Origin of the sequence: Bradyrhizobium sp. 197, from assembly GCF_023073375.1 — a bacterium.
Lineage (GTDB): Bacteria > Pseudomonadota > Alphaproteobacteria > Rhizobiales > Xanthobacteraceae > Bradyrhizobium.
Genome location: NZ_JADPJJ010000138.1, coordinates 91,946 through 116,753, shown reverse-complemented (window position 1 = coordinate 116,753; position 24,808 = coordinate 91,946). Strand labels below are relative to the sequence as shown.

The 24,808-nt window shown below is 63.6% G+C and carries 23 protein-coding genes; 12 read left to right on the top strand and 11 right to left on the bottom strand.

All coding sequences use genetic code 11. The features are described 5' to 3' along the window. Nucleotides 1–56 precede the first annotated feature (56 nt). Nucleotides 57–974: a DNA-binding transcriptional response regulator gene (locus IVB27_RS30895; RefSeq protein ID WP_247446638.1), complete on the top strand. Its 918-nt coding sequence runs from the start codon at nucleotides 57–59 to the stop codon at nucleotides 972–974. Here IVB27_RS30895 and gyrA read toward each other — a convergent pair. Both gyrA and IVB27_RS30885 read right to left on the bottom strand, forming a co-directional pair. Continuing rightward, nucleotides 971–3,703: a DNA gyrase subunit A gene (gene gyrA / locus IVB27_RS30890; RefSeq protein WP_247349120.1), complete on the bottom strand. Its 2,733-nt coding sequence runs from the start codon at nucleotides 3,701–3,703 to the stop codon at nucleotides 971–973. The two genes, IVB27_RS30895 and gyrA, sit on opposite strands and share 4 nt — an antisense overlap. A 385-nt stretch (nucleotides 3,704–4,088) precedes the next feature. Then, the gene (locus IVB27_RS30885) at nucleotides 4,089–4,586 is read right to left on the bottom strand and encodes a single-stranded DNA-binding protein (protein ID WP_247446637.1); all 498 of its coding nucleotides are present in this window, start codon (nucleotides 4,584–4,586) and stop codon (nucleotides 4,089–4,091) included. Nucleotides 4,587–5,032: 446 nt separating this feature from the next. Here IVB27_RS30885 and IVB27_RS30880 point away from each other — a divergent pair, with 446 nt between their 5' ends. The 3 genes from IVB27_RS30880 to uvrA all read left to right on the top strand — a co-directional run bounded on the left by IVB27_RS30880 (nucleotide 5,033) and on the right by uvrA (nucleotide 10,059). Continuing rightward, entirely contained in the window at nucleotides 5,033–5,815 is a 783-nt protein-coding gene (locus tag IVB27_RS30880) for an outer membrane protein (protein ID WP_247446636.1), read from the top strand. Between the two features lie 234 nt (nucleotides 5,816–6,049). Next, nucleotides 6,050–6,796, top strand: a complete 747-nt coding sequence (locus IVB27_RS30875) for an outer membrane protein (protein WP_247446635.1) — start codon at nucleotides 6,050–6,052, stop codon at nucleotides 6,794–6,796. Between the two features lie 278 nt (nucleotides 6,797–7,074). Continuing rightward, nucleotides 7,075–10,059, top strand: a complete 2,985-nt coding sequence (gene uvrA / locus IVB27_RS30870; RefSeq protein ID WP_247446634.1) for an excinuclease ABC subunit UvrA — start codon at nucleotides 7,075–7,077, stop codon at nucleotides 10,057–10,059. Between the two features lie 47 nt (nucleotides 10,060–10,106). Here uvrA and IVB27_RS30865 read toward each other — a convergent pair whose 3' ends face one another. Further along, nucleotides 10,107–10,457 (bottom strand): DUF5615 family PIN-like protein, encoded by a 351-nt coding sequence (locus tag IVB27_RS30865; protein ID WP_247446633.1) that lies wholly within the window; start codon nucleotides 10,455–10,457, stop codon nucleotides 10,107–10,109. A 3-nt stretch (nucleotides 10,458–10,460) separates the two neighbouring features. Further along, a complete protein-coding gene (locus tag IVB27_RS30860) occupies nucleotides 10,461–10,682 on the bottom strand; it encodes a DUF433 domain-containing protein (RefSeq protein WP_247349129.1) in 222 nt (73 codons plus the stop codon). Between the two features lie 73 nt (nucleotides 10,683–10,755). Between IVB27_RS30860 and IVB27_RS30855 the strand changes: the two genes are divergently transcribed. Beyond that, a complete protein-coding gene (locus IVB27_RS30855; RefSeq protein WP_247446632.1) occupies nucleotides 10,756–11,388 on the top strand; it encodes an HAD-IA family hydrolase in 633 nt (210 codons plus the stop codon). A gap of 26 nt (nucleotides 11,389–11,414) precedes the next feature. Here the strand turns inward: IVB27_RS30855 and IVB27_RS30850 are convergent, their stop codons facing one another. The 4 genes from IVB27_RS30850 to IVB27_RS30835 form a co-directional block, all read right to left on the bottom strand. After that, nucleotides 11,415–12,359, bottom strand: coding sequence for a YVTN family beta-propeller repeat protein (locus tag IVB27_RS30850; RefSeq protein WP_247446631.1), 945 nt, complete (start codon nucleotides 12,357–12,359; stop codon nucleotides 11,415–11,417). Nucleotides 12,360–12,361: 2 nt separating this feature from the next. Beyond that, a complete protein-coding gene (locus tag IVB27_RS30845) occupies nucleotides 12,362–12,931 on the bottom strand; it encodes an SRPBCC family protein (protein WP_247446630.1) in 570 nt (189 codons plus the stop codon). A gap of 956 nt (nucleotides 12,932–13,887) precedes the next feature. Then, nucleotides 13,888–14,751, bottom strand: coding sequence for a PCC domain-containing protein (locus tag IVB27_RS30840; protein WP_247446629.1), 864 nt, complete (start codon nucleotides 14,749–14,751; stop codon nucleotides 13,888–13,890). A gap of 9 nt (nucleotides 14,752–14,760) precedes the next feature. Then, nucleotides 14,761–16,368 carry an acyl-CoA synthetase gene (locus tag IVB27_RS30835; protein WP_247446628.1) on the bottom strand — a complete coding sequence of 536 codons (1,608 nt, stop codon included), beginning with the start codon at nucleotides 16,366–16,368 and terminating at the stop codon, nucleotides 14,761–14,763. Between the two features lie 179 nt (nucleotides 16,369–16,547). On the opposite strand from IVB27_RS30835, the gene IVB27_RS30830 reads away from it, so the two are divergent. Then, entirely contained in the window at nucleotides 16,548–16,907 is a 360-nt protein-coding gene (locus tag IVB27_RS30830) for a hypothetical protein (RefSeq protein WP_247446627.1), read from the top strand. A gap of 63 nt (nucleotides 16,908–16,970) precedes the next feature. On the opposite strand, the gene IVB27_RS30825 is transcribed toward IVB27_RS30830, so the two are convergent. Then, nucleotides 16,971–17,906, bottom strand: a complete 936-nt coding sequence (locus IVB27_RS30825; protein WP_247446626.1) for a tetratricopeptide repeat protein — start codon at nucleotides 17,904–17,906, stop codon at nucleotides 16,971–16,973. A 103-nt stretch (nucleotides 17,907–18,009) separates the two neighbouring features. On the opposite strand from IVB27_RS30825, the gene IVB27_RS30820 reads away from it, so the two are divergent. Then, nucleotides 18,010–18,285, top strand: coding sequence for a GNAT family N-acetyltransferase (locus IVB27_RS30820; RefSeq protein WP_247349137.1), 276 nt, complete (start codon nucleotides 18,010–18,012; stop codon nucleotides 18,283–18,285). 54 nt (nucleotides 18,286–18,339) lie between these two features. On the opposite strand, the gene IVB27_RS30815 is transcribed toward IVB27_RS30820, so the two are convergent. Continuing rightward, on the bottom strand, nucleotides 18,340–18,741 hold the full coding sequence (locus tag IVB27_RS30815) for a DUF3597 domain-containing protein (RefSeq protein ID WP_247349138.1): 402 nt from the start codon (nucleotides 18,739–18,741) through the stop codon (nucleotides 18,340–18,342). A gap of 331 nt (nucleotides 18,742–19,072) precedes the next feature. Between IVB27_RS30815 and IVB27_RS30810 the strand changes: the two genes are divergently transcribed. Together IVB27_RS30810 and IVB27_RS30805 are read left to right on the top strand one after the other, a co-directional pair. Next, nucleotides 19,073–19,981, top strand: a complete 909-nt coding sequence (locus IVB27_RS30810) for a DUF2189 domain-containing protein (protein ID WP_247446625.1) — start codon at nucleotides 19,073–19,075, stop codon at nucleotides 19,979–19,981. A 130-nt stretch (nucleotides 19,982–20,111) separates the two neighbouring features. Next, complete coding sequence (locus tag IVB27_RS30805) at nucleotides 20,112–20,936, top strand: lytic murein transglycosylase (protein ID WP_247446624.1); 825 nt, start codon at nucleotides 20,112–20,114, stop codon at nucleotides 20,934–20,936. Nucleotides 20,937–21,006: 70 nt separating this feature from the next. Here IVB27_RS30805 and IVB27_RS30800 read toward each other — a convergent pair whose 3' ends face one another. Then, nucleotides 21,007–21,333, bottom strand: a complete 327-nt coding sequence (locus IVB27_RS30800; RefSeq protein WP_247446623.1) for a hypothetical protein — start codon at nucleotides 21,331–21,333, stop codon at nucleotides 21,007–21,009. Between the two features lie 651 nt (nucleotides 21,334–21,984). Between IVB27_RS30800 and IVB27_RS30795 the strand changes: the two genes are divergently transcribed. The 3 genes from IVB27_RS30795 to IVB27_RS30785 all read left to right on the top strand — a co-directional run bounded on the left by IVB27_RS30795 (nucleotide 21,985) and on the right by IVB27_RS30785 (nucleotide 24,788). Then, a complete protein-coding gene (locus IVB27_RS30795; protein ID WP_247349143.1) occupies nucleotides 21,985–22,137 on the top strand; it encodes a DUF1127 domain-containing protein in 153 nt (50 codons plus the stop codon). Between the two features lie 126 nt (nucleotides 22,138–22,263). Then, entirely contained in the window at nucleotides 22,264–23,691 is a 1,428-nt protein-coding gene (gene trmFO / locus IVB27_RS30790) for a methylenetetrahydrofolate--tRNA-(uracil(54)-C(5))-methyltransferase (FADH(2)-oxidizing) TrmFO (RefSeq protein ID WP_247349144.1), read from the top strand. Continuing rightward, nucleotides 23,688–24,788 (top strand): serine/threonine protein kinase, encoded by a 1,101-nt coding sequence (locus IVB27_RS30785; protein ID WP_247446622.1) that lies wholly within the window; start codon nucleotides 23,688–23,690, stop codon nucleotides 24,786–24,788. The genes trmFO and IVB27_RS30785 overlap by 4 nt, the downstream gene beginning before the upstream one ends. Nucleotides 24,789–24,808: the final 20 nt, after the last annotated feature.

Genomic DNA, 24,808 nt, shown 5'->3' with positions numbered 1-24,808 from the left:
GAAGCTACGCGCAACCTCGGGCAAAAGAGCCTGCGTCTAAACCATCTGACCCCGGCTTGCTGACGATTGTGTCTTCCGCATTGGAAACCCTTTTCAATGTGATGACCTCGCTGTTCAAAATTGTCCTCGCAGCGACGGTTGCCGTTTGGATCATTAATCACCAAGAATTCTTAGAAAAATGGCTTTGGGGGCTCACAGGAGGTGAGGTTTTCGGATTCAAGTTTACTCGAGAGACTATTGATCAGGATGCGGCCAATCTCGAAGCAGCAGTAAAATCAAACTCCCTTTACCTCTTTGATGAGCGAGCGGTGAAGACTGCACTCGTTCGGGCCTCACGTATTGCTCCCGCTATCGTCCACTCGCGAATCCTGTGGGTCGACGACAAACCAAATGAAATTGTGAACGCGGCAATTGCGGACTTTCTAGAACAAACGCTCAAACTAATCGTCGTTCAGGTTCCGACAACGGCAGAGGCACTCGAAGCCATGCGGATCAGTCCATTCGACTTGCTTATTACAAACATCTGGCGGCCAAAAGATCCCGACAATCGCCAACGCAAGCTCGACCGCTGTCGAGTGCACTATTTTGATTTTCCGGATCCCAGCTTGACCAAGGCCTTTATGAAAGCTGACGAGCTCCAACAGTATGGAGCGGAGATGGCGAAATCGCGCGCGTTAGTTCGCTTCAATGAAGAGCAAAACACCCATAGTCCAGCCGGATTTGGAATGGCCGAAATGTTAGTTTCCGCTCCGGGAACCAATAGTAGCAAGCCTGAAATTATCTTCTTTTCTGCAGCAAGTGCCGAAGTTGCCCGACCCGTTTGCGGTTACAAGATCACGAATAGAATTGATGTGCTCCTAAATTCTATCGTCAGCGTCTTAGGCGAGAGGCACGCCGACGTGCTTGCAAAAAAGCCTTGGGAGCCAGAAAAGCCGAGTTCGGTCGAACCGAAATCGCCCCGTAGCCGGCGTTAGTTCCCGTTCTCGCCGTTCCCGCTCTCGGCCTCTTCCGTGATGTGCTCGACCGAGACGACATGCTCGTCCTCGGCGGTGTCGAACACGATCACGCCCTGCGTCGAGCGGCCGGCCACGCGGATACCTTCGACCGGGCAGCGGATCAGCTGGCCCTTGTCGGTGACCAGCATGATCTGGTCGGCCTCTTCCACCGGGAAGGAGGCCACGAGGTTGCCGTTGCGGTTGTTGACGCTCATGGCGACGATGCCTTTGCCGCCGCGGCCCGTGGTGCGGTACTCGTAGGACGAAGTCCGCTTGCCATAGCCATTGACGGAGACGGTCAGCACGACCTGCTCGGCCGCCGACAGCTCGACATAGCGCTCCTGGGCGAGCTGGTAGCTGCCCGAGGTCTCCTCGGCCTCGGCATCCACTGCTGCTTCCTCAGTCGCGGCTTCGCCGACGACTGCACGGCGCATCTTCAGGTACGCCGAGCGCTCCTCCGATGAGGTCTCGACATGACGCAGAATCGCCAGCGAGATCACCTTGTCGCCCTCGCCAAGCGCAATGCCGCGCACGCCCATCGAGGTACGCCCGGTGAACACGCGCACGTCAGTGACGGGGAAACGGATGCACTGGCCGCCGGCGCCGGTCAAAAGCACGTCGTCGTGTTCGGTGCAGATCTGCACGTCGACGATCGCTTCATTTTCGTCGAGCTTCATCGCGATGATGCCGGAGCGGCGGACGTCGACGAAATCGGACAGCTTGTTGCGCCGGACGTTGCCGCCTGTCGTGGCGAACATCACGTCGAGGTTGCCCCAGGTGGATTCATCCTCCGGCAGCGGCATGATGGTGGTGATGCGCTCGCCCTGCTCCAGCGGCAGGATGTTGATCAGCGCCTTGCCGCGCGCGTTCGGCGCGGCCATCGGCAGGCGCCAGACCTTTATCTTGTAGACCTGGCCGCGCGAGGAGAAGAACAGCATCGGCGTGTGCGTGGAGGCCACGAACAGACGGCTGACGAAATCCTCGTCGCGGGTCTGCATGCCGGCGCGGCCCTTGCCGCCGCGGCGCTGCGCGCGATAGGCCGACAGCGGCACGCGCTTGACGTAGCCGGCGTGGGAGACGGTGACGACCATATCCTCGCGCTGGATCAGGTCCTCGTCCTCGACCTCGCCTTCCTGCTCGATGATGACGGTGCGGCGCGGGGTGGCGAACTCGGCCTTCACTTCGGCGAGCTCGGTCTTGATGATGCCCAGCACGCGGTCGCGCGAGCGCAGGATGTCGAGATAGTCGGCGATCTCACCGGCGAGCTTGTCGAGCTCCTCGCGGATTTCGTCACGGCCGAGTGCGGTGAGGCGCTGCAGGCGCAGGTCGAGAATGGCCCTCGCCTGCTCCATCGACAGGCGGATCGTGCCGTTCTCACTGATGCGGTGGCGCGGATCGTCGATCAGCGTCAGCATGTCCTCGACGTCCCGGGCCGGCCAGTCGCGTGACATCAGGGTGTCGCGGGCGGTGGTCGGGTCGGGCGAGGTCCGGATCACGCGGATCATTTCGTCGATATTGGCGACCGCGATCGCCAGACCGACCAGGATATGGGCGCGATCGCGCGCCTTGGCGAGCAGGAACTTGGTGCGCCGCGTGACGACCCGCTCACGGAAGTCGACGAAGATCGCCAGCAGGTCCTTCAGATGCATGATCCGCGGACGGCCGCTGTCGAGCGCAACCATGTTGACGCCGAAGCTCGTCTGCAGCGGGGTGAACCTGTACAGCTGATTCAGCACTACATCCGGCACGGCGTCGCGCTTCAATTCGATGACGACGCGGTAGCCGTCGCGATCCGATTCATCGCGCAGGTCGCCGATGCCCTCGATCTTCTTTTCCTTCACCAGCTCGGCGATGCGCTCGACCATCGTCGCCTTGTTCACCTGGTAGGGAATCTCGGTGATGATGATCGCCTCGCGCTCCTTGCGGATGGTCTCGATCGCGACCTTGCCGCGCATCATGACCGAGCCGCGGCCGAGGTGATAGGCGGCGCGGATGCCCTGCCGTCCGAGGATGACGCCGCCGGTCGGGAAATCCGGTCCCGGCACGATGTTGATGAGCTCGTCGATGGTGAGCGCGGGGTTGTCGATCAACGCGACGCAGGCGTCGATGACCTCGCCGAGATTGTGCGGCGGGATGTTGGTGGCCATGCCGACCGCGATGCCGCCGGCGCCGTTGACGAGCAAGTTCGGGAACTTGGCCGGCAGGACCGACGGCTCGGTCTCGTTGTTGTCGTAGTTCGGCTGGAAGTCGACGGTGTCCTTGTCGATGTCGGCCAGCAGAGCCAGCGCCACCTTCGTCAACCGGGCTTCCGTGTAACGATAGGCAGCCGGGGGATCGCCGTCGACCGAGCCGAAATTGCCCTGGCCGTCGATCAACGGCACGCGCATGGAGAAGTTCTGCGCCATGCGGACCATGGCGTCATAGATCGACTGGTCGCCGTGCGGATGATATTTACCGATGACGTCGCCGACCACGCGGGCGGACTTGACGTACTTCTTGTCGGGCGTGTGCCCCTGCTCGTTCATCGAGTACAGGATGCGGCGATGCACCGGCTTGAGGCCATCGCGGGCGTCAGGCAGCGCCCGCGCCACGATCACGCTCATGGCGTAATCGAGATAGGACTTCTTCATCTCCTCGAAGATGGAGACAGGGCGAATATCCGAGGGTTGCGCCGGCTGGTCGCCGGGCTTGTCGTCGTCGTCAGCCAAGGGGAAATCCGGTGAGGTTTTATCTGGGAATCATATAGCGCATCGAGGCTCGGATAACCACCCTTGCGAGGCTTGGGCAAGCGCTTTTTCCGCCTATTTTTCCAATAACTTAAGCCCTTGCGAGCCATGTCTCGGACAGCCGCCACATCGACCTTGCGAAATCGCCTGGAACACCTGGAACACCTGGAAAACCGTGCGACGAACGTGCCCGTCAGCGCGCTTGCCGAGACGCAATCCGAGCTCAACCCAAACATGAAGCGGGCCCGGAAATCCCGAGCCCGTCCTGCCGATTAGCGAGATTTGCTGACACGACACGAGAAGCGCCGCCCCATCCGGCCGGCGCGTCGGCATCGTGCGACACGCCACGTTCTTGGAACGGGATCGCTCAGAACGGGATATCGTCGTCCATGTCGTTGTTGCGGCCACCGCCGCCGGCGGCAACGGGGCGGCGCGGCGCGCTGCTGACCGGACCCGATGATCCGAAATCGCCGCCCGACTCGTCGCCGAAGCTGCCGGCTCCGCCGCCGCCGCTGCGACCGTCCAGCATCGTCAGCGTCGAGTTGAAGCCCTGCAGCACGACCTCGGTCGAGTACTTCTCCACGCCACTCTGGTCGGTCCATTTGCGGGTCTGGAGCGCACCCTCAACGTAAATCTTGGCGCCCTTCTTCAGATACTGCTCGGCGACCTTGCAGAGCCCTTCATTGAAGATCACGACGCGGTGCCACTCGGTCTTTTCCTTGCGCTCGCCGGTCGCCTTGTCGCGCCACGTCTCCGAGGTGGCGACGCTCAGATTGGCGATCGGCCGCCCGTCCTGGGTGCGGCGGATTTCGGGATCCTTACCGAGATTTCCAACCAGAATGACCTTGTTGACGCTTCCCGCCATCGCCGCTCTCCACTCCGAATGCCACTGAATTTGAATGCCACTGAATTTCACGAGGCGGGGCCGCGCCCGCGGCCTCTGCCACCCTGCTGAGGACCCTATACGCTCGCAAGGGACGCTCAGCCCATGATCCCTCCGGTTATCCCCAAATATAGCATCTATTTGGATCTCGTTCCAGATTTGTTCCTGCAAACCCGACATTCGGTCGCTCGCGGATGCTTCATCTGCAGAAGCGTTGGATGGAACCTTTGTAGGTTCCCGTCCGAAGAGCAGAACAACTTAACATTCAGCAAGTTATTGGCGCTTTCACCGCCTGCCATTGTTGCATCCGGGCGACGGACTCTGCCGCTCGATGGAGCTACCGTCGCCTCGGACTTAGTTCATATGGGCGTCACGCCTGATCAGCCGCTTCGGATCAACAAGAAGCGACGAACCTGGGGAGACTGGCAATGAATAAGCTTGTGTTTGGCGCAATCGGTGCCGTGGCGTTGGGCGTATCGGCTCCTGCAAGCGCGGCAGATCTGGCGGCGCGTCCCTACACCAAGGCTCCGGCGCCGATGGTTGCGACCATCTATGACTGGAGCGGCTTCTACATCGGCATCAACGGCGGCGGCGGGTCGAGCCACAAGTGCTGGGACTTCGTTACGCCGGTGACCGGTACATTGGTCGGCGAAGGCTGTCACAATGCGACAGGCGGCACCGTCGGCGGGCAGATCGGCTATCGCTGGCAGACGGCCAGTTGGGTGTTCGGCTTTGAAGGCCAGGGCAACTGGGCCGACTTCCGGGGCGACAACGTGAGCACACTGTTTCCGGGCACCGCTTTGGTGACCGGTGATCGCAACCGTTCTCGCATCGATTCTTTCGGGCTCATCACCGGTCAGGTCGGTTACGCCTGGAACAACGTGCTGCTCTACGTGAAGGGCGGCGGCGCCGTGGTCGGTGACAAGTACGACGTCTATGCCGCCGCAGGTACGCCCGGCGCGGGTACGCTGCTGGCTTCGGCGCGTGAAACTCGCTGGGGTGGGACGGTCGGAGCCGGTTTGGAGTTCGGCTTCGCACCAAACTGGTCGCTGGGCTTTGAGTACGACCACATCTTCCTTGGCAATCGCACGATCGGCTTCACAACGCCCGCGGGCGCAACATTCGGAAGCGACCGAATTAGCCAGGATGTCGATATGGGGCTTGTCCGCTTGAACTATCGCTGGGGCGGTCCGGTCCTCGCGAAGTACTGATCCAACTGACATCATTCAAGAACTCTAAGGCCGGCCTTCGCGCCGGCCTTTTCGTTTCCGTTCCCCGACGGGAATAACAGGTCAACAAGTGCTCCATTTTCAGGCTGCTGTGGCCGGTGGGACACACAACTTGCGGCTTTAGTAGTGTAAGAGTGACATCAGTTGGACGAGAGTGTCCGATGCCTTTCCCGAATAGGGAGGGCAACAGAAACTGGGGACTGGGATTAGTTGAAAATGAAAAAGATTTTGTTGGCTTCGGCCTGTTTGTTCGCTCTCGCTGCCCCGGCTTCGGCCGCTGATCTCGCGGCGCGCCCCTACACCAAGGCTCCGGTGGCTATGGCTTCGGTCTACAACTGGACCGGCTTCTACATCGGCGCCAACGCCGGTGGTGGCTCGAGCCACAATTGCTGGGATACGACCTCGGTGCTTGGCGCACCAGTCCCCGTCACGGCTGAAGGCTGCCACAATGCAACCGGCGCCATCGTCGGCGGCCAGATCGGCTATCGCTGGCAGTCCAGCAATTGGGTGTTCGGCCTCGAAGCCCAGGGCGATTGGGCTGACCTGAAGGGCTCGAACACCAGCTCGCCCGCCGCGTTCTTCCCGCTGGTGAACAACACCAAGATCGACGCCATCGGCCTCTTCACCGGTCAGGTGGGTTATGCCTGGAACAACGTGCTCTGGTACGTGAAGGGCGGCGCGGCCGTCACCCACAACAAGTTCAGCGGCACTCTGGGTGGCGTCACCCTCGATACCGCCAACGAAACCCGTTGGGGTGGCACGGTCGGCACCGGCATCGAGTTCGGCTTCGCTCCGAACTGGTCGGTCGCCGTCGAATATAACCACCTGTTCATGGGCAAGCACACCGACAGCTTCACCTTCCTCGGTGTGAACACCCGCAGCGACAGCATCAAGCAGGACGTGGATATGGCCACGGTTCGCTTGAACTATCGCTTCGGCGGTCCGATCGTCGCGAAGTACTGATCTGCACGACCGACGTCACATCGTTACGAAAGGCCGGCCTTGCGCCGGCCTTTTTGTTTGCGCGGTCTCCTGCAGCGTAGTTCCGCTGGCCCTCCTGCTGCCAGATGCCGCCAGCGCGCCAACAATCCGTTGACGATTCGCAAAGGCCACTGGAAATCCCTCCTCGTTCTTCCTACGTTCGCTGACATACCCATCGGCGCCGATCCCGGTTCCGGGCGAAGCGCGCCTTCCAGCGTTGGCGCGATCGCGCGCCTTTGGGATTCTTGAGGACCACCAGGATGGATGAAGTGATCAAGGCGAAGCGCCAACTGCCGAACGTGGGATCAAACCTGCGCGCAATTACGATCCGTGGCGCGCGCGAGCACAACCTCAAGAACATCGACGTCGAGATTCCCCGCGACAAGCTGGTGGTGTTCACGGGGCTGTCAGGCTCCGGCAAATCCTCGCTCGCGTTCGACACCATCTACGCCGAGGGCCAGCGCCGCTACGTCGAATCGCTGTCGGCCTATGCCCGCCAGTTCCTGGAGATGATGCAGAAGCCCGACGTCGACCAGATCGACGGCCTGTCGCCTGCGATCTCGATCGAGCAGAAGACGACGTCGAAGAACCCGCGCTCCACCGTGGGCACCGTCACCGAAATCTACGACTACATGCGCCTGTTATGGGCGCGCGTCGGCGTGCCCTATTCGCCGGCCACAGGCCTTCCGATCGAGAGCCAGACCGTCTCGCAGATGGTCGATCGCGTCTTGGCGCTCCCCGAGGGCACGCGCCTCTATCTGCTCGCGCCGGTCGTGCGCGGCCGCAAGGGCGAGTACCGGAAAGAGCTCGCCGAATGGCTCAAGAAGGGCTTTCAGCGCGTCAAGATCGACGGCACCTTCCATGAGCTCAGCGAGGCGCCGACCCTCGACAAGAAATTCCCGCATGACATCGACGTCGTCGTCGACCGCATCGTGGTGCGCGCCGACATCGGCCAGCGCCTCGCCGAAAGCTTTGAGACCGCGCTGAAACTCGCCGAGGGCCTCGCCGTCATCGAGTTCGCCGACGCGCCGGCGACCGCGCCCGCGGAAGAGAAAGAGAAAAAGAAGACCGCAAAGATCCACGACAAGAGCGGACCCGAGCGCATGCTGTTCTCGGAAAAGTTCGCCTGCCCAGTCTCCGGCTTCACCATCCCCGAGATCGAGCCCAGACTCTTCTCCTTCAACAATCCCTATGGCGCCTGCCCCGCCTGCGGCGGCCTCGGCGTCGAGCAGCATGTCGATGAAGACCTCGTCATCCCCGACAAGGAGCTCCCCATTGGCAAGGGCGCGATCGCGCCCTGGGCCAAGTCCTCCTCGCCCTATTACATTCAGACGCTGACTGCGCTCGGCAAGCACTACAAGTTCACGCTGACCACCAAATGGAAGGATCTGCCGAAGAAGACGCAGAACGCGATCCTCCACGGCTCCGGCGAGGACGAGATCAAGTTCTCGTATGAAGACGGCGTCCGCTCCTACGACACCAAGAAACCGTTCGAGGGCGTCATCACCAACATCAACCGCCGCTATCGCGAGACCGAGAGCGAGTGGGCGCGCGAGGAGCTGTCGAAATATTTCCACGATGTGCCTTGTGGAGGCTGCAACGGCTTTCGGCTCAAGCCCGAGGCGCTCTGCGTCAAGATCGGCGGCAAGCACATCGGTGACATCTCGGAGATGTCGGTCAAGGGCGCCGGCGCGTGGTTCGAGACCGTGCCGGAGGCGTTGAACGCGCAGCAGAACGAGATCGCCGGCCGCATCCTGAAAGAGATTCGCGAGCGCCTGACCTTCCTGCTCGACGTCGGCCTGAACTATCTCACGCTGTCCCGCGCCTCCGGTACGCTGTCCGGCGGCGAGAGCCAACGCATCCGCCTGGCCTCGCAGATCGGCTCGGGACTGACCGGCGTGCTCTACGTGCTGGACGAGCCCTCGATCGGCCTGCACCAGCGCGACAACGCGCGCCTGCTCGACACGCTGAAGCGGCTTCGCGACCTCGGCAATACCGTGATCGTGGTCGAGCACGACGAGGACGCGATCCTCCTGGCCGACTACGTCCTCGACATCGGCCCCGGTGCCGGCATGCATGGCGGCAACATCATCGCCGAAGGCACGCCGGCCGAGATCATGCGCAACCCGAAATCGCTCACCGGCAAATATCTCACCGGCGAGCTCGAGGTCGAGGTGCCGGAGCGGCGTCCGCCGAACCATCGCCGCACCATCAAGGTGGTGAATGCGCGCGGCAATAATCTCAAGAACGTCACGGCCGAAATTCCGCTCGGCCTGTTCACCTGCGTCACCGGCGTCTCCGGCGGCGGCAAGTCGACGCTCCTCATCGACACGGTCTACAAGGCCATCGCCCGCAAGCTGAACAATGCCAGCGAGGGCGCCGCCCCGCACGACCGCATCGAGGGCCTCGAGCACATCGACAAGATCATCGACATCGACCAGTCGCCGATCGGCCGCACGCCGCGCTCCAACCCCGCGACTTATACCGGCGCCTTCACGCCGATCCGCGAGTGGTTCGCCGGCCTCCCGGAGTCCAAGGCGCGCGGCTACGAGCCCGGCCGCTTCTCCTTCAACGTCAAGGGCGGCCGCTGTGAGGCCTGCCAGGGCGACGGCGTCATCAAGATCGAGATGCACTTCCTGCCCGATGTCTACGTCACCTGCGACGTCTGCAAGGGCAAGCGCTACAACCGCGAAACGCTCGAAGTCCTGTTCAAGGGCAAGAGCATCGCCGACGTGCTCGACATGACCGTCGAGGAAGCGGCCGAGTTCTTCAAGGCGGTCCCGCGCGTGCGCGAGACGTTCCAGACCCTGCATCGCGTCGGCCTCGACTACATCCACGTCGGCCAGCAGGCCACAACGCTCTCCGGCGGCGAAGCCCAGCGCGTCAAGCTCGCAAAGGAGCTGTCAAAGCGCGCCACCGGCCGCACGCTCTACATCCTGGACGAGCCGACCACCGGGCTGCACTTCCACGACGTCAAGAAGCTGCTGGAGGTGCTGCACGAGCTGGTCGCGCAGGGCAACACGGTGGTGGTGATCGAGCACAATCTCGAAGTCATCAAGACCGCCGACTGGGTCATCGACCTCGGCCCCGAAGGCGGCGACGGCGGCGGCGAAATCGTCGCCTGGGGCCCCCCGGAAGATATCGCGAAAGCGCCGCGGAGCTACACCGGCAAGTTTCTGGCCCCGGTGCTGGCGAAGGCGCGGAAGCCGAAGCGGAGACGAGCGGCGAGCGAGGCGGCGGAGTGATCTCCCTGGCCTCGAATAGGTTGGGATGATCGACGGTCTCCGCGGCGCTAGAGGGGACGGGATCGGAAACGAACCTCGTCAATCACGACATATCGGCCGAACAGTCCCGGGCCGAACTGATCTATGGCCTCCAGCAGCCGCGCTTTCACGAGCGGCCCGTTCTCTGGACCGATACGCAGCAAGATCAAGCCTGGAACGGCGTGGCCGCGACGAAAGACAAGCTCGCCAAAATCCTTGTCAGCCGTGAGGAGAAGACGTCCCTCCTGGGACGCCAGCGCAATGACATCTACATCGCTCAGACTGGCAGCAAACTCGGCGATATAGAGCACGTCGTGACCGGCACCGCGGAGCTCTCGAACCAAAGAGACTGTAACGCATTCGTCCGCGAGCCAGAGCACGATTCAGCGATAAATAATGTCTTCGTCGGCCAGATAGTCGGCCGCAAAGGCCTGCGCCGCCCGCACGTCAGCGGCTGTCAGCCGCGGGTGCTCCGCGATGATCGCCTCGGTGGTCATCCCCCCGCCCAGCTCGCGCAGCACGAGTTCAACCGGCACACGCGTCCCACGGATGACAGGTTTGCCGTCCATGATCGCCGGGTTGATTTCAATCCGCTCGTGCCGCATGGCTGTCCTCGAACTGTTCCGTACTATAGCACGCGACATTTGGCTTGTCAGCGAACTCCAAAACCCGTCTCCCATGCCCTACTCCCTCGCCATCTTCGATCTCGACGGCACGCTGGCCGACAGCTTTCCGTGGTTCCTGCGCGTCATCAACGATGTCGCCGATCGCTTCAAATTTCGCCGTGTCGCGGATGAGGATATCGAGGCTCTGCGGCATGCTTCGAGCCGCGAGATTCTGGCTCGGCTCGAGGTACCACTGTGGAAGCTGCCGGCGATCGCGCGGCATGCGCGGCGGCTAAAGGCGGAGGCGGCGGCGGAGATCTTTCTGTTTGCGGGCGTCGAGGCGATGCTGCGGACGCTGGCCAAAAATGGTGTGCAACTCGCGCTGGTGACGTCGGACAGCGAGGCCAATGCGCGCGAGAAGCTTGGCGATTCCGCCGCGCTGTTCGCGCATTTCGACTGCGCGGCGTCGCTGTTCGGCAAGGCCGCGAAATTCCGCCGGGTCATCCGCCGCGCCGGCGTGGAGCCGGACAAGGTCATCTCGATCGGCGACGAGGTGCGTGACATCGAGGCGGCGCGGGCCGTCGGGATTGCCTGCGGTGCGGTGTGCTGGGGTTATGCGGCGCCGGCGGCGCTGCGGGCGCTGGCGCCGGATCATGTGTTTGAGCGGATGGATGAGGTCGTGCGAACGTTGTCTCCAGTGCCGTAGCCCTGACGAGCGTGCACATCAATCCTCTACTCCGTCCTGCGCAAGAACGCCCCGAACGCGCGCGGGCCGTCGCCGGTCTTGACCTCGCCGATCACCTTCAGCTCGGCCGCGTCGATGATGCTGAGCGTGTTGCTCTCCCAGCAGGCGACGATGATTCGCTTGCCGTCCGCGGTCGCGGCGATGCCTTCGGGATAGTCGCCGACATTGATGCGCTTCACCGGCTTCAGCGTCGCAACATCGAACACGCTGACCGTGCCGCCATATTGGTCGGTGACGAAGCCGCGGCCCAGCGTCAGCGCCACCGCATAGGGTCGCATCCCGACCGGCACGCGCCCGATTTCGCGCGCTTCTGCGATATCGATCACGGAGACGTCGTTGGAGCCGACATTGGCGGTGTAGGCGCGCTTGCCCTCGGCATCGATGCTGACGCCGAACGGACGCGTGCCGACCTTGATGGTCGCCTTGCGCGCGCGCGTCGCGGTGTCCACCACCGAGACGCTGTCGTCGTCACGGTCGGCCGAGAGCAGCAGCTTGCCATCAGGCGTCACCGCGAGCCCCGAGGGCGAGGCGCCGACCGCAATGCTGGCCGTGACGCTGCGCGTTGCCGCGTCGATCACCCGCACCGCCGCCGCATACCAGTCCGCGACATAGACGGTCCGGCCATCAGGCGCGACGGCAATGCCGAGCGGCCCGCCGCCGACCTCGATCCGCCCCGCAACCTGCCGCGTTGCTGCGTCCACCACCGTCACGGCCTTGGCATCCGGGCTCGTCACATAGGCAAAGCGTCCGTCCGCGCTGACGGCGACGCCGGCCGGCTTGCCGCCGATCGGGATGGTTGCCACGCTGCGCGCCGTGGCGAGGTCCACGACCATCAGATCGTCGCTGAGCTGGTTGGTGACGAACGCCTCTTCGGCGGATGCGTGCGCAAGGCAAAGGCCGGCGGCCAGCGCCGCCAGGACCAGCGCCCGCACGGTCAGCTTCCGCTCTCGATCTTCTTCTTCAGCGACTCGAGGCCGGCCTGATACAGCCCCTTCACCGCCTTGACCGCGGCCGCGTCACTCAGCTCCGGCGGCGGCTCGTTGTTGGGGAAACCGCGGTAGAACGCGCCGGCCCATTCCAGCGTCGAGCCCTTGCCGTCGGCGCTCGGCGTCACCGTCAGCGTCGAGGAATAATTGGTCACCGGCAGCACCTTCACGTCCACATTGGTGATCCGGTAAGAATAGGTCATGGCGGCGGCGTCGAACTTGTAGAGCTCCTCGTCGACGATCGCTCCTCCCGTCAGCGTCAGCTTCCGGGTGGCGCCGATCTCGTTGCCCTTCTCGCCCTCGGTCTTGGTGACCGGCGGCAGCCAGCTCATGTCCTGGAAATTCCCCATCGCGGCCCAGACCTTGGCCGGGGCGGCGTTGATCTCGATGGATTCGCGCACCTTCTGCCGGGTCGGACCGTGGGCCCAGGCCGGCGCAAACGCCGCCGTCAAAGCCGCCGCTCCCGCCGCCGTCAGCGCCGCCACCAACAGCGTGCGCCGTCCAATCGTCACCCTCATCTCGTTCCCTCATACGTCTCGTTGATCGTGCGCGACTTGAGGCGCGCTGCGATCATCCTAGCTCATTTTGGGGCCGAGGGGAGACCGGTACATGGCGGCGTTGCGGCGAAGATATACGCAACCCACAACCTCTTGCGCCGCCCGGCGGGCAAAACACCCCACCGCAAGGTCAACGCTATCGCGTCAAAATATTTCTCTTTATCCGTATTTCGGATTATCGTATAGAAATCCGTCCCAACCCGGCCGAGGGGCGGATCGCGATCGTCACGAACGCGGGATGGGACGTGGTGGACGCGGGCGGCGTCGGCGAGAGGGTGGTTGCAGGGCGGATCACTCCGTGAGCAGCGATCCGCGCGCACACGACCGGTGCAGCCCGCGTACGGCAAAATCGTGTGGTCCTGGCGCCCGGGGTCTGTGCGCCAAATCTTGTGGTGATGTGACGGCCCGACCGGGTCTGCAACATCAGCCATCTGCAAGGCGACGGGGGCAATAGTGCATCGCTCCCCGGGGAGAGCACGACATAAGCCGTAAAACCACTGCGCAGGGAAGGCCGGTCGTTTGGCTTCACCTGTATGCCGCTGTGCACCTTTCGTAACGCAACTTTCGCACAGTGGACCGCTGGTGCCAGCCGGCGCCCGGCCTTCCCTGCGCCCTCGGCACTTTTGGGGGCGGCAACTGCCGCAAAGCTCGGGCACGATGTGCCGCGAGAACGGGAAACCGCGCGGACTATGTGGATTGAAATACGAAGATGGATTTTGCTCCCGTGCCCCGGACGCGGCGCTACTTCAGCGGTGCGGTGCAGAGCCGGGGGCCCATGCATCAGCAATCCGTCCGTGCGGCTTACTGGGTCCCGGCTCTGCACCGCACCGCTACGCGCTGCGTCGCGTCCGGGACACGAGAGTGGAGAATGCAGTTGCCTCCACTCCGTCATTGCGAGCTCAGGCGCCGGTCGCTCATTACTCCAGCGCTTCCAGCACCAGCTCCATGGTCATCAGCACCGGATTGTCGCCGCGGACCAGGCGGCCCTCGGCGATGCCGCCGGTGTAGTCGATCAGGGCGACATCGAGCGCAGCTTCGAGCGCGCCGGTGGAGCCGGGCGCAATCGCACCGGCCGTTATCGCAAGCTCGGTCGCGAACGGCTCGGTCACGCCGCCATGGGTGAAGTGCGCGCCGATGGTCGAGCCGACGCCGCCATGGAGCTTCGCACGCACGATGTCGTGCGCACGGCAGAAGTCTTCGAGACAGCCCGCAAAATCCTGATTGGGGCGCAGCCGCATCGCGAAAGCGCGGCTGACCGTGCGCACGCCGGTGCTCGCGGCTACGACCGGCCCGAACAGCTTGAAGTTGGTCTCGGGATCGGGCTCGGCGGTGAACATTGCACCATCGACACCGAAGGCCTCGACCTCAAACGGCTCGGCGACATCAGTCTCGTCCGGGAGCATGTGGCCGCCACTGGCGCGACCACCATCGGCCTCCGTCCAAAGACCGTGACAATGAAAGAACGGCGCGCCATCGCGCAGGCCCAGCGTCATGCTGCCGAGCTTCGTGCGCGTCACGCCGCTGGGCCTGAAGGTCTCGCTGTAGAACGCGGCGTTCTCGCTGGTCTTCGACAGCGCGGGCATGACATAGGCGAAAGGCCCCAGCGCGCAGCTGCCAAAACTCAGCACGCCGCCGGCAAATCCCTCTGCGGCAAAACCGCGGCGCGCGGCTTCCAGCAGCGGCAGACCTGCTTGTATCGTGAAGGAGAAAGCGCGTCCCCTCGCCTCGACCCATTGGATACGCTCTGCGACGGGTGCGCCTGGCTGCTTGATACTCCGCATCGCGTACGCTCAGCCCGCCTGTGTCTTGTCGAGATCGAGCAGCCCGCGCGCCTCGAGCTCGTCGCGCACCATGCGCTTCGGAATCTTGCCATAGCCGGATTTCGGCAAGGCCTCCCAGAAGAAGAACCGCTTCGGCATCTTGTAGCGCGGCACTTTTGGCGAAAGGAACGCCGCCATCTCCGCTTCGCTCACCGGCTTCTCGCCTTCGCGCGCCACGCAGACGGCAACGCCGACCTCGCCCCAGGTCGCGTCGGGCACGCCGAGCACCGCAACCTCGCCGACGCAAGGATGGGTCAATATCTTCTCCTCGATCTCGCGCGGATAGATGTTGGAGCCGCCGGAGATGTACATGTCCGAGGCGCGTCCCGTGATGTAGACGAACCCTTCCTCGTCCATGTGACCGAGATCGCCGGTGCGGAACCATCCGTTGCGGAACGCCTTCGCGTTGGCCTCGGGGTTGTCGTAATAGCCGGCAAGCACCGCAGGGCCGATCACGCAGATCTCGCCGCTCTGGTTGGCGCCGAGCTCGCGGCCCTCGTCGTCCTGGATCGAGACCTGCATGCCGGTGCGTTCGAAGCCGCAGGTGCCGATCTTCGCGTGCGGGCCGTCCTCGGGATCATGCAGCGCCGCCGGCAGCACCGTGATGTTGCCGGTGACCTCGCCCAGACCAAAATACTGCACGATGACCTTGCCAAGCTTCTTCAGGGCAGCCTTCTGGTCCTCGCGATACATCGGCGCACCGGCATAGATCACCTGGCGCAGCGAGGAATGATCGTATTTGTCGGCGGCGGGATGCTCGACCATCATCTTCAGAATGGTCGGAACGACAAAGAGATTGCTGACGTGATGCGCCTCGATCAGGCGAAACGCCTCGTCGATGTCGAATTTCTCCGTCGGCAGCAGCACAGTGCATACGCCGCGCGCGGTCTGAACCAGCTGATGCACGCCGGCGCCATGCGATAGCGGCGCAACCACCAGCGAGGCGTCCGCTTCGGTGACGCCGGGCGTGAGATCGGCGAGATGGTTGGTGACGACAAAGCCCATCTGGCCATGAGTCAGCACCGCCGCCTTGGAGCGGCCGGTGGTCCCCGATGTAAAGAAGAACCAGCAGGGATCGTCATGCTCGACGGCAACGTTCTCGACGACGTGACTTGCCTGCGAGGCGATGGCGTCGGCAACCGAGCGCTCACCGAACGTGGCCTTGCCGTCAATGCTCCAGGTGAATTCGAGCGCCCCGCCCTTCACGGCCGCGGCTTGCTCGGGAAAATCGACGTGGCACAGAAACGCCTTCGCGCCGGAGGCATGCGCGAGGTAGGTGACCTCGTCCGGCATCAGGCGGAAATTGGTGGGCACCCAGACGGCGCCAAGCCGAAACGCCGCGAACATCGAAAAGAACATCTCGTCGCCGTTCTTGGAATGAACCAGGATGCGGTCGCCCTTGGCGATGCCGCGCGCGGCGAGTGCTGCGGCGAGCGCCGAGACCTGCGCGTCGATCTCGCGCCAGGTCCAGGATCTGTCACCCCAGACGAACCCGGGACGCGATCCATGCCGCCGCGCATTCTGGGTCAGCATGTGAGCGAGATTCATGACGCGGCGGGACATGCGCAGGGGCTGCATCGGGCTTCCTCTTCGATAGCGGACGGCGCGCAAGCCTCCCGCTCATTGCAGCCCATTTATCGCCATAGCCAGTGCCCCTGCAAGGCCGCGAGTCGCAGCGCAGCCCATCCAACCGTTCAGGAAATTTTAAATATGATCGGCGCAACCTCGTTCAGTTCTTGTGTACAGAGTGCCGCATCATGGTCAAAGCGCCCGCCCTCCTCCTGTTGTCGCTGGCGCTTGCCGGGTGTGCCGTGGGCCCGCAGGCACATCTGGCCTCCGATCCCGCCTTCAAGCCTGCGCGCTATGGCTGGGATGGTGCGGGCGAGAATCCCAATCGGCCGCGTGCTGCCTCAGAACCAACCCGGACCGCCGTCCGGTCCGAGCGCAACAGGTCGCAAGCCGGGCTTCAGCCCTATTCGAAAGAATGGTGGCAGGCGCAGGATGGCATCGAGGCCGAGCAGGACGCCAGGGTCAACCGTTCCCTTGTCATCTGCCAGGGATGCCTGCGCCCGCAGCCGCAGCCCGAGGATACCAGGCTCGCCAAAGCGACCGATTGAAGCATCCGGACAATCAGGGCCTGGTAAAGGTCTAGCATCGTCATTGCGCGCAATGACGGAGAGCTACAGCGCCCCGAGCTTCCTCAGCTGTTCCTGCGCCGTCGGCAGGCCCGGCTTCAACTCCAGCGCCTTCCTGAAATCGGCGATCGCGCCCTGCTTGTCGCCGAGCCGCAGCTTGGCCTGTCCGCGATTGCTCCACGAGAACACGTCGGAGGGATCGTATTGCAGCGCCTTGTCGTAGTCGGAAAGGCCGCCCTTGCTGTCACCCTGATAGAGCCGGATCATGCCGCGATTGCGCCAGCCGCGCGCGTCGGTCGGCGCAACACGGATCGCCTCGCCATAGTCGGCGGCGGCACGATCGAGCTGCTCACCGTCACGATAGACGTTGCCCCGGTCGATATAGGCAAGCAGATCGGGCGCGAGCTTGATCCGCGTGGTGTAGTCGGCGAGCGCATGCGCCATGTCGTGCTTGCGGTAATACACCAGCGCGCGATTGGCGTAGGCCATTGCGTAATTGGGATCACGCTTGATCGCGGCGTTGAAGTCGGCGAAGGCACCGTCAAGGTCGCCCTTGTTGAAACGCGACTCGCCGCGATTGCTGTAGGCCAGCGCCAGCGACGGATCGAGCGTGATGGCCTGATCGTAATCGGCGATGGCGCGATCATAGTCGCGCTTGAAACTGTAGACGCGGCCGCGGTTGTTGTAGGCGCAGGCGTAGCCGGGGTCGAGCCTGACCGCCTCGTCGAGATCGGACAGCGCGGCGTCGAGCTCGCGCTTCTCGGTGAGCCCATGGCCGCGGTTGCAATAGGCGCCGGCGAGCCGAGATCCGCTCTCGCTCTTCGTGTCGATCACGGTCGAGCAGGCCTTGACCCGTTGGTCCGGCGTGCTGGTCGATCCCACGCAGGCCTTCCAGGCCGGACCGTCTTCGGCCGAAGCCGGCACCGGCGCCGTCGAGATCAGCGCGGCGAGGAGCGCCATCAGGCCGAGCGGGACACGCATTTTCCGGATATCTCCCCTGCGGCAACCTCTCTTGGTCGCACCTTGGCAAGGGCCGGTTCAGGCGCCTAGATCAGAGGCAAGCAGCATGTCGGAAGGATTTTGCATGGCGCCATCGGTACGCGACAACAAGGACAGAAGCCGCTTCGAACTCGATGTCGGCAGCGAAATCGCCTTCGCCAATTACCGGCTGACGCCGTCGGCGGTGATCATCACCCACACCGAGACGCCGCTCGCGTTGCGCGGCCGCGGCATCGCGTCCGAGCTGGTCAAGGGCACGCTGGAACTGATCCGCCGCGACGGCAATAAGGTGATCGCCGGTTGCGGCTTCGTCGTCGATTATCTCGAGAGGCATCCGGAGGATGCCGATCTCGTCGCCTGAATCGGCAAAAGGGCCCGCGAGATCGCGGGCCCTTGGCTGACGACCGAGGGTCGGTCAGTGCTTGATTTCAGGCGGCAGCTTGCCGCCATTGGCGGCGAGCTTGGACATCACCTGCTTGTGCAGCCAGACGTTCATGCTCGCGGAATCATTGGTGTCGCCGCTGTAGCCGAGCTCCTTGGCGAGGTCCTTGCGCGCAGCGAGGCTGGAATCGATATCGAGCGCCTTCATCAGGTCGACGATCGAGGTGCGCCATTCCAGCTTCTCGCCCTTGTGCGCGGCGACCGCCGCATCGACGATCGAAGCGACGTCCACTGTCGCCCCGGGCGAGGCAGCAGGCGCCGATCCGCCAGGCGCGGCGCTAGCGGGCGCGGTGCCCGACGGTGCGCTGCCTGCGGGCGCGGCGGAAGCATGACTGCTGCCGAAGATCGCGCCCATGATTTTCCCGAAAATGCTCATGTCTGCTCCCCGAAAAGGATCCGTTGGAAGGGCCTTGAGTGGCACTTATAGACCAAGTTACGTCGTTGCGCCCGCGAAGTTCGGCGAACCAACACGCAGCATCAGCTTATCTGCGGCGAAATGACGACCGTATGACATTGTCGAGGTTGCACTGCGACATCGAATCTCACCCAAGCGTGAGGGACAGGACTCGCAAATGGGCGTAGCCTTGACGTTCAGCTCGCGGTGCCATCCGGAATTCGCGTCTGGTCGGGATCGCGAAACTCAGAGAAGAGCGGCCGCTTGCGCCGTTTGCCGGCGCCGGATTCGGCCGCCTAAGGAGCAAGCGACCATGGCCACACTTTACCGGGGCAATGTCCCCACCATGGCCCAGACCGCGGAAGCGGCTGGACCGGTGATCCGAACCATCCAACTCTCCGATCTGCACGATGCGCTCAAGCGCGGCTGGGAAGATTTCAAGGCGGTCCCGAGCCACGCCATCATCCTCTGCGTGATCTATCCTGTGCTGGGCCTCGTGCTCGCCCGCGTGGTGATGGGTTATTCGGTGCTGCCGCTGTTGTTCCCGCTGGCCGCGGGCTTCGCCCTGATCGGCCCGTTCGCCGCACTCGGTCTCTACGAGCTCTCCAGCCGGCGCGAACGCTATGAGGAGGCCAGCGCCTGGGATGCCATGGAGGTGCTGCGTTCGCCCTCCTTCGGCGCCATGCTCGGTCTCGGCGCGCTGTTGCTCGCCCTGTTCGTGACCTGGGTTGCGACCGCGCAGGCGATCTACGTCGCGGCGTTCGGCTATGAAGGCGCATCCGGGATCTCGGATTTTCTGACGCGTGTTCTCACGAGCCCGCAAGGCTGGTGGCTGATCGTGGTCGGCTGCGGCACCGGCTTCCTGTTCGCCCTTGCCGCGCTCTGTATCAGCGCCGTGTCGTTCCCGTTGATGCTCGACCGCCATGCCGGCGCGTTCGAGGCGATGGTGACGTCGCTGCGCGTGGTCGCGAAGAACCCGGTGCCGATGGCGGCCTGGGGCCTGATCGTGGCGGTCCTGCTGGCGCTGGGCACCATTCCAGCCTTCCTCGGCCTTGCCGTGGTGATCCCCCTGCTCGGCCATGCCACCTGGCATCTCTACCGGAAGGTGATCGTGTCGGATCCGGGCGCGCGTCCGGCGCCGCCTCCGCCGCATCGTCCGCGCAAGCCGGCCGCCGACTTCCCCGCCAACCTCTTCCCCTGGCGCAATCGGACCGACGCCTGACGATATCGTGACATGCGATCCTGCCCCGGTCCGGGCAGGATCGCACACTGTCATACGCCTTGCTTTGGCCGCGGTTACCACCGAAATTGCGCCCGCCGGTCAGACCACTTCACGGACTTAATTGACTCGAATGACCCCGACGATTTCTCGTCTCGCCCTCGCAGCCTTTCTCATCTCCGCGTCAATCCTATCCGCCCAGCCAGCGCTCGCCGCTGTTGCCTGCGGCTCTGGCAATTTCGACGCCTGGCTTGCGGACTTCAAAACCGACGCCGCGGCCAAAGGCGTCTCGCAACAGGCCATTTCCGCCGGCCTCACCGGCGTCACGCTCGATCAGAGCGTGCTCAACCGCGACCGCTCGCAAAAGGTCTTCACCCAGACCTTCGAGGAGTTTTCCGGCCGCATGGTGCCGCCGCGCATGACGCGCGGCTCCAACATGATGAAGCAATACGGCTCGGTGCTGTCGCGCATCGAGCAGACCTACGGCGTGCCTGGCGAGGTGCTGGTCGCGATCTGGGGTCTCGAGACCGATTTCGGCGTCAACACCGGCAAGTTCGCGACCATCCGCTCACTGGCGACGCTGGCCTATGACTGCCGGCGCGCCGAGCAGTTTCGCGCCGAGCTGTTGGATGCGCTGCGCATCGTCCAGCGCGGCGACCTGGCACCGGCCGACATGAAGGGCGCCTGGGCCGGCGAGCTCGGCCAGACCCAGTTCATGCCGTCCTCCTGGATGAAATATGCCGTCGATTTCGACGGCAACGGCAAGCGCGATCTCCTGCACAACGCCCCCGACGTGCTCGCCTCCACCGCGAACTATCTCGCTGGTTATGGCTGGCAGCGCGGCAAGGACTGGCAGCCTGGCGCCCCGAATTTTGCGGTGCTCCAGCAGTGGAATAAGAGCGAGGTCTATTCCAAGACCGTCGCCCATTTCGCCACCCAGCTGGCACGCGCCCCTTAAATGTTTGCTGGCCAAGCGTAGGGCCGATCGCCCGGCGACCGGCCCTCTCCTGGTGCGTTTTCGAAGTTTCTTATTTGCCCATGGTGGCGTGCATCGCCTTGTTCAGATGGGCGCCGCACGCACCCATTTTGCTGTTGAGCAGCGAGTCCTGCGCGGCCGCGATCTCCTTCTGCGCGACCATCTTGCCGTCGCCATCGGGCATGGCCTCGATCGCGGTCTCGGTCTTCTCCAGATTGGCCGAGCTGCAGCCGCCCATGGCGTGCTTGGCGGCCTGGGCCGGCGCGACGGCGAATGCGACGGCGGCAATTGCGATAACCCCGAGTAACTTCGTCATGATGTTACTTTCCTTCTCTTGTTCTTGGGACAGACCCAGCGACATTGCCGGAATCTGCGACATGACTTTCCTCCGGGCGCGGCAACATGACGCAATAAATTCCCCGCGAGAATTGCGTGATGTTGCGCACCACGCAGAGCCGCATGCGAAACTTCTGATTTTCATTACACCCTCGTAATGAAGACCACACGTTCAGCGTGTGTGCATTGCACCATGGGGGCGGTTGGAGCTGTGAACCGAGGCTGGATTGGATCGTCTGCCTTGCAGCCGCCGTCACGTCGATCCGCCCAGCTCGGAACCAAGCGAATCGCTAACCCTGCGCCCGTCGAAACGTGGCCGCTCGCGCCCATAAAATTGAATTTAAATTCATTTTTACTATTTTTGCTCTCATGCGATTCGCGCATGCGAGAGTTGGGTGCAGGAGCTAGACAATCGCCTTGCAAACGAATGAAACGAACCTTATTTCGTCTCCAATGGGAACCCGGATATCCGCGGTAACTCCGTGAATTCACGGTCATTTATAGCGCTCACGCCCCCGTTGCGCCTACCCTTTGGGCGGCAGTGCCTCCGGGTTAATCGTCCGTTACCAGAGCCATGCACATACCGCTTAGCTGCATCGCAACATCGGAACTTTCGCACTGCACCACTCTCACCTATATTCATTTCAACGATGACGCCCGGGCAAGGGCTGAATCAAACTACAGGAGACTACCAATGCTGCTCTCGCTCATCCGCATGATCCAGGCTTTCCGGGACTATCAGCGCAATGTTGCCGAGTTGTCCCAGCTCAGCGATCGCGAATTGGCCGATATCGGCCTCGATCGCTCGGACATCGCGCGCGTTGCCGCCGGTCAGTATCAGGGCTGATATCGTTCAGCCCTTCACCGGACAAACCGATAGCGCCCGCCTCGTGCGGGCGTTGTCGCATCCGGTGGCAGAAAACTCGATCTCGGCGATTCCACTCGTCGCCGAAAAGCGCTACCTGTCCGCCCCATGACAGGACCCCAATCCAATTCCGTGCACGTCATCGGCGCAGGCCTTGCCGGCTCCGAAGCCGCCTGGCAGGTGGCCAAATCCGGCGTGCCCGTGGTGCTGCACGAGATGCGGCCGACTCGCATGACCGAGGCACACCGCACCGACGGACTTGCCGAGCTCGTCTGCTCCAACTCGTTCCGCTCGGATGATGCCGCCAACAATGCCGTCGGCCTGCTTCATGCCGAGATGCGCCGCCTCGACTCGCTGATCATGCGTGCGGCCGACGCCAACCAGGTGCCCGCCGGTGGCGCGCTGGCGGTCGACCGCGACGGCTTCTCCGCCGCCGTTACCAAGGCGCTCAACGACCACCCCCTGATCGAGATCGCCCGCGACGAGGTTGCAGGCCTGCCGCCGGCCGAGTGGAGCAACGTCATCGTTGCGACTGGTCCCCTCACCTCGGCGCCGCTGGCCGAAGCCATCCGCGAGCTGACCGACGAGAACGCGCTCGCCTTCTTCGACGCCATCGCGCCGATCGTGCACCGCGAATCCATCGACATGTCGGCAGCATGGTTCCAGTCGCGCTACGACAAGGTCGGTCCCGGCGGCACCGGTGCCGACTACATCAACTGCCCGATGACCAAGGAGCAGTATGACGGCTTCGTCGCCGCGCTGGTCGCCGGCGAGAAGACCGAGTTCAAGGAATGGGAAACCAACACGCCCTATTTCGACGGCTGCCTGCCGATCGAGGTGATGGCGGAACGCGGCCCCGAAACCTTGCGCCACGGGCCGATGAAGCCGGTCGGTCTCACCAATCCGCACGATCCCACCACCAAAGCCTACGCAATCGTGCAGCTGCGCCAGGACAACAAGCTCGGCACGCTCTACAACATCGTCGGCTTTCAGACGAAGCTGAAATACGGGGAGCAGCAGCGCATCTTCCGCACCATTCCGGGGCTGGAAAAGGCCGAATTCGCCCGCCTCGGCGGCCTGCATCGCAACACCTTCCTCAACTCGCCAAAGCTGCTCGACGGCCAGTTGCGCCTGCGCGCGCAGCCGCGGCTGCGTTTTGCCGGCCAGATGACGGGCTGCGAGGGCTATGTGGAATCCGCCAGCGTCGGCCTGATCGCCGGCCTCTATGCGGCCGCGGATGCGCGCGGCGAGACACTTGCGAGCCCGCCGGGCACCACCGCGCTTGGATCCCTGCTCGGCCACATCACGGGCGGCCATATCGAGACCATCGAGCCCGGCACGCGCTCGTTCCAGCCGATGAACATCAATTTCGGCCTATTCCCCCCGCTCGCCAGCGCACCGACGAAAAAGCCAGACGGAAGCCGGCTGCGCGGGAACGAAAAGACCGTGGCCAAGAAGCAGGCGATGAGCGCGCTGGCGCTCGCCGATCTCGATCGCTGGATCGCCGATCACCTGCGCATTGCCGCCGCGGCATGAGTTTTCGACTTCCCAAAGACGACGCCGCAATACTCTCGGCGCGCTGGACCGAGGGCGTTCTGCTCAAGCGCGACGTGTTCTCGACCGTCGAGCGCGGGCGCTTCCGTGGCGATAACAGCGAAGTCGACGCGGTGCTGCGCCGGCTGGATGAAGTACCGTGGTGGTCGTTCTTGCTGGCGCGCCATCTGTTCGCCCGAGAGAAGCATGCGCTGGTGCTCGCCAAGGGGCTGAACGTCGGGCCCGAGCTATTGTGGGCCGGACGCCGCGCGCTGGCGCGCAGCTTCGTCGACGGCGTTGCGCTGCATCTGGCCAAACCGCACGGCGACCTCGCCTATTTCCGCTCGGCCAAAGCAGCGCTGCGCCGGCTGCGCCGCGCCGGCATCTGCCACAACGATCTTGCCAAGGAACAGAACTGGCTGGTCGGCCGCGACGGGCTTGCCTACGTGACCGACTTCCAGCTTGCGGCCTGCTTCAACCGACGTGGTCGGCTCTATCGCGTCCTGGCCTATGAAGACCTGCGGCATCTGCTCAAGCACAAGCGCTCCTATGCACCTGACGCGCTGACGCCGCGGGAGCGAAAAATCCTGGCGAAGAAGTCGTTCGCCGCCAGCCTCTGGCTCGCCACCGGCAAGAAGGTCTATCGGGCAATCACACGCGGCCTCTTCAACTTCACCGACCGCGAAGGCGGCGGCCGCCGGCTCGTCAACGACGCGCCGCTGCTGGCGGAGCTGATCCGCAAGAATCCCGCCGTGCGCGACACCGCCATCGTCGCCTTTGCCGACCGCCGCTCCGGTGTCGGGCTCTATGCCTTCGTTGAAGCTGATCAGTCCAACCTTGAACGCCAATTGCGGGACGAGCTCGCCGCCGCCAAGGGCCCAAAGCCGCCGGAACACATCCAAATCGTGCACGCACTGCCCCGCGATGCCGGCGGCAAGCCGCGCACCGAGATCCTGCAACTGGTCGCCATGAACCAGCTCGACCTGATCGAGCCGATGATGAAGAACGACCAGGACCGCGCCTTCCTCAAGGACATCCTGGAGCAGCGCAAGAACCTGCGCGATCGCTTCAATTTCGAGGCGGACCTGCCGGCGGGCTAGCACGGTGGACCCGCCTTGAA

What these genes read in the sequence shown, in the direction of transcription:
- IVB27_RS30840 (WP_247446629.1), bottom strand. Translation starts at nt 14,751, where the DNA reads ATGCGGAGTATCAAGCAGCCAGGCGCACCCGTCGCAGAGCGTATCCAA.
- IVB27_RS30880 (WP_247446636.1), top strand. Translation starts at nt 5,033, where the DNA reads ATGAATAAGCTTGTGTTTGGCGCAATCGGTGCCGTGGCGTTGGGCGTA.
- trmFO (WP_247349144.1), top strand. Translation starts at nt 22,264, where the DNA reads ATGACAGGACCCCAATCCAATTCCGTGCACGTCATCGGCGCAGGCCTT.
- IVB27_RS30885 (WP_247446637.1), bottom strand. Translation starts at nt 4,586, where the DNA reads ATGGCGGGAAGCGTCAACAAGGTCATTCTGGTTGGAAATCTCGGTAAG.
- IVB27_RS30810 (WP_247446625.1), top strand. Translation starts at nt 19,073, where the DNA reads ATGGCCACACTTTACCGGGGCAATGTCCCCACCATGGCCCAGACCGCG.
- IVB27_RS30815 (WP_247349138.1), bottom strand. Translation starts at nt 18,741, where the DNA reads ATGAGCATTTTCGGGAAAATCATGGGCGCGATCTTCGGCAGCAGTCAT.
- IVB27_RS30830 (WP_247446627.1), top strand. Translation starts at nt 16,548, where the DNA reads ATGGTCAAAGCGCCCGCCCTCCTCCTGTTGTCGCTGGCGCTTGCCGGG.
- IVB27_RS30805 (WP_247446624.1), top strand. Translation starts at nt 20,112, where the DNA reads ATGACCCCGACGATTTCTCGTCTCGCCCTCGCAGCCTTTCTCATCTCC.
- IVB27_RS30785 (WP_247446622.1), top strand. Translation starts at nt 23,688, where the DNA reads ATGAGTTTTCGACTTCCCAAAGACGACGCCGCAATACTCTCGGCGCGC.
- IVB27_RS30825 (WP_247446626.1), bottom strand. Translation starts at nt 17,906, where the DNA reads ATGCGTGTCCCGCTCGGCCTGATGGCGCTCCTCGCCGCGCTGATCTCG.
- IVB27_RS30875 (WP_247446635.1), top strand. Translation starts at nt 6,050, where the DNA reads ATGAAAAAGATTTTGTTGGCTTCGGCCTGTTTGTTCGCTCTCGCTGCC.
- IVB27_RS30845 (WP_247446630.1), bottom strand. Translation starts at nt 12,931, where the DNA reads ATGAGGGTGACGATTGGACGGCGCACGCTGTTGGTGGCGGCGCTGACG.
- IVB27_RS30795 (WP_247349143.1), top strand. Translation starts at nt 21,985, where the DNA reads ATGCTGCTCTCGCTCATCCGCATGATCCAGGCTTTCCGGGACTATCAG.
- IVB27_RS30835 (WP_247446628.1), bottom strand. Translation starts at nt 16,368, where the DNA reads ATGCAGCCCCTGCGCATGTCCCGCCGCGTCATGAATCTCGCTCACATG.
- IVB27_RS30820 (WP_247349137.1), top strand. Translation starts at nt 18,010, where the DNA reads ATGGCGCCATCGGTACGCGACAACAAGGACAGAAGCCGCTTCGAACTC.
- IVB27_RS30855 (WP_247446632.1), top strand. Translation starts at nt 10,756, where the DNA reads ATGCCCTACTCCCTCGCCATCTTCGATCTCGACGGCACGCTGGCCGAC.
- IVB27_RS30800 (WP_247446623.1), bottom strand. Translation starts at nt 21,333, where the DNA reads ATGTCGCAGATTCCGGCAATGTCGCTGGGTCTGTCCCAAGAACAAGAG.
- IVB27_RS30860 (WP_247349129.1), bottom strand. Translation starts at nt 10,682, where the DNA reads ATGCGGCACGAGCGGATTGAAATCAACCCGGCGATCATGGACGGCAAA.
- uvrA (WP_247446634.1), top strand. Translation starts at nt 7,075, where the DNA reads ATGGATGAAGTGATCAAGGCGAAGCGCCAACTGCCGAACGTGGGATCA.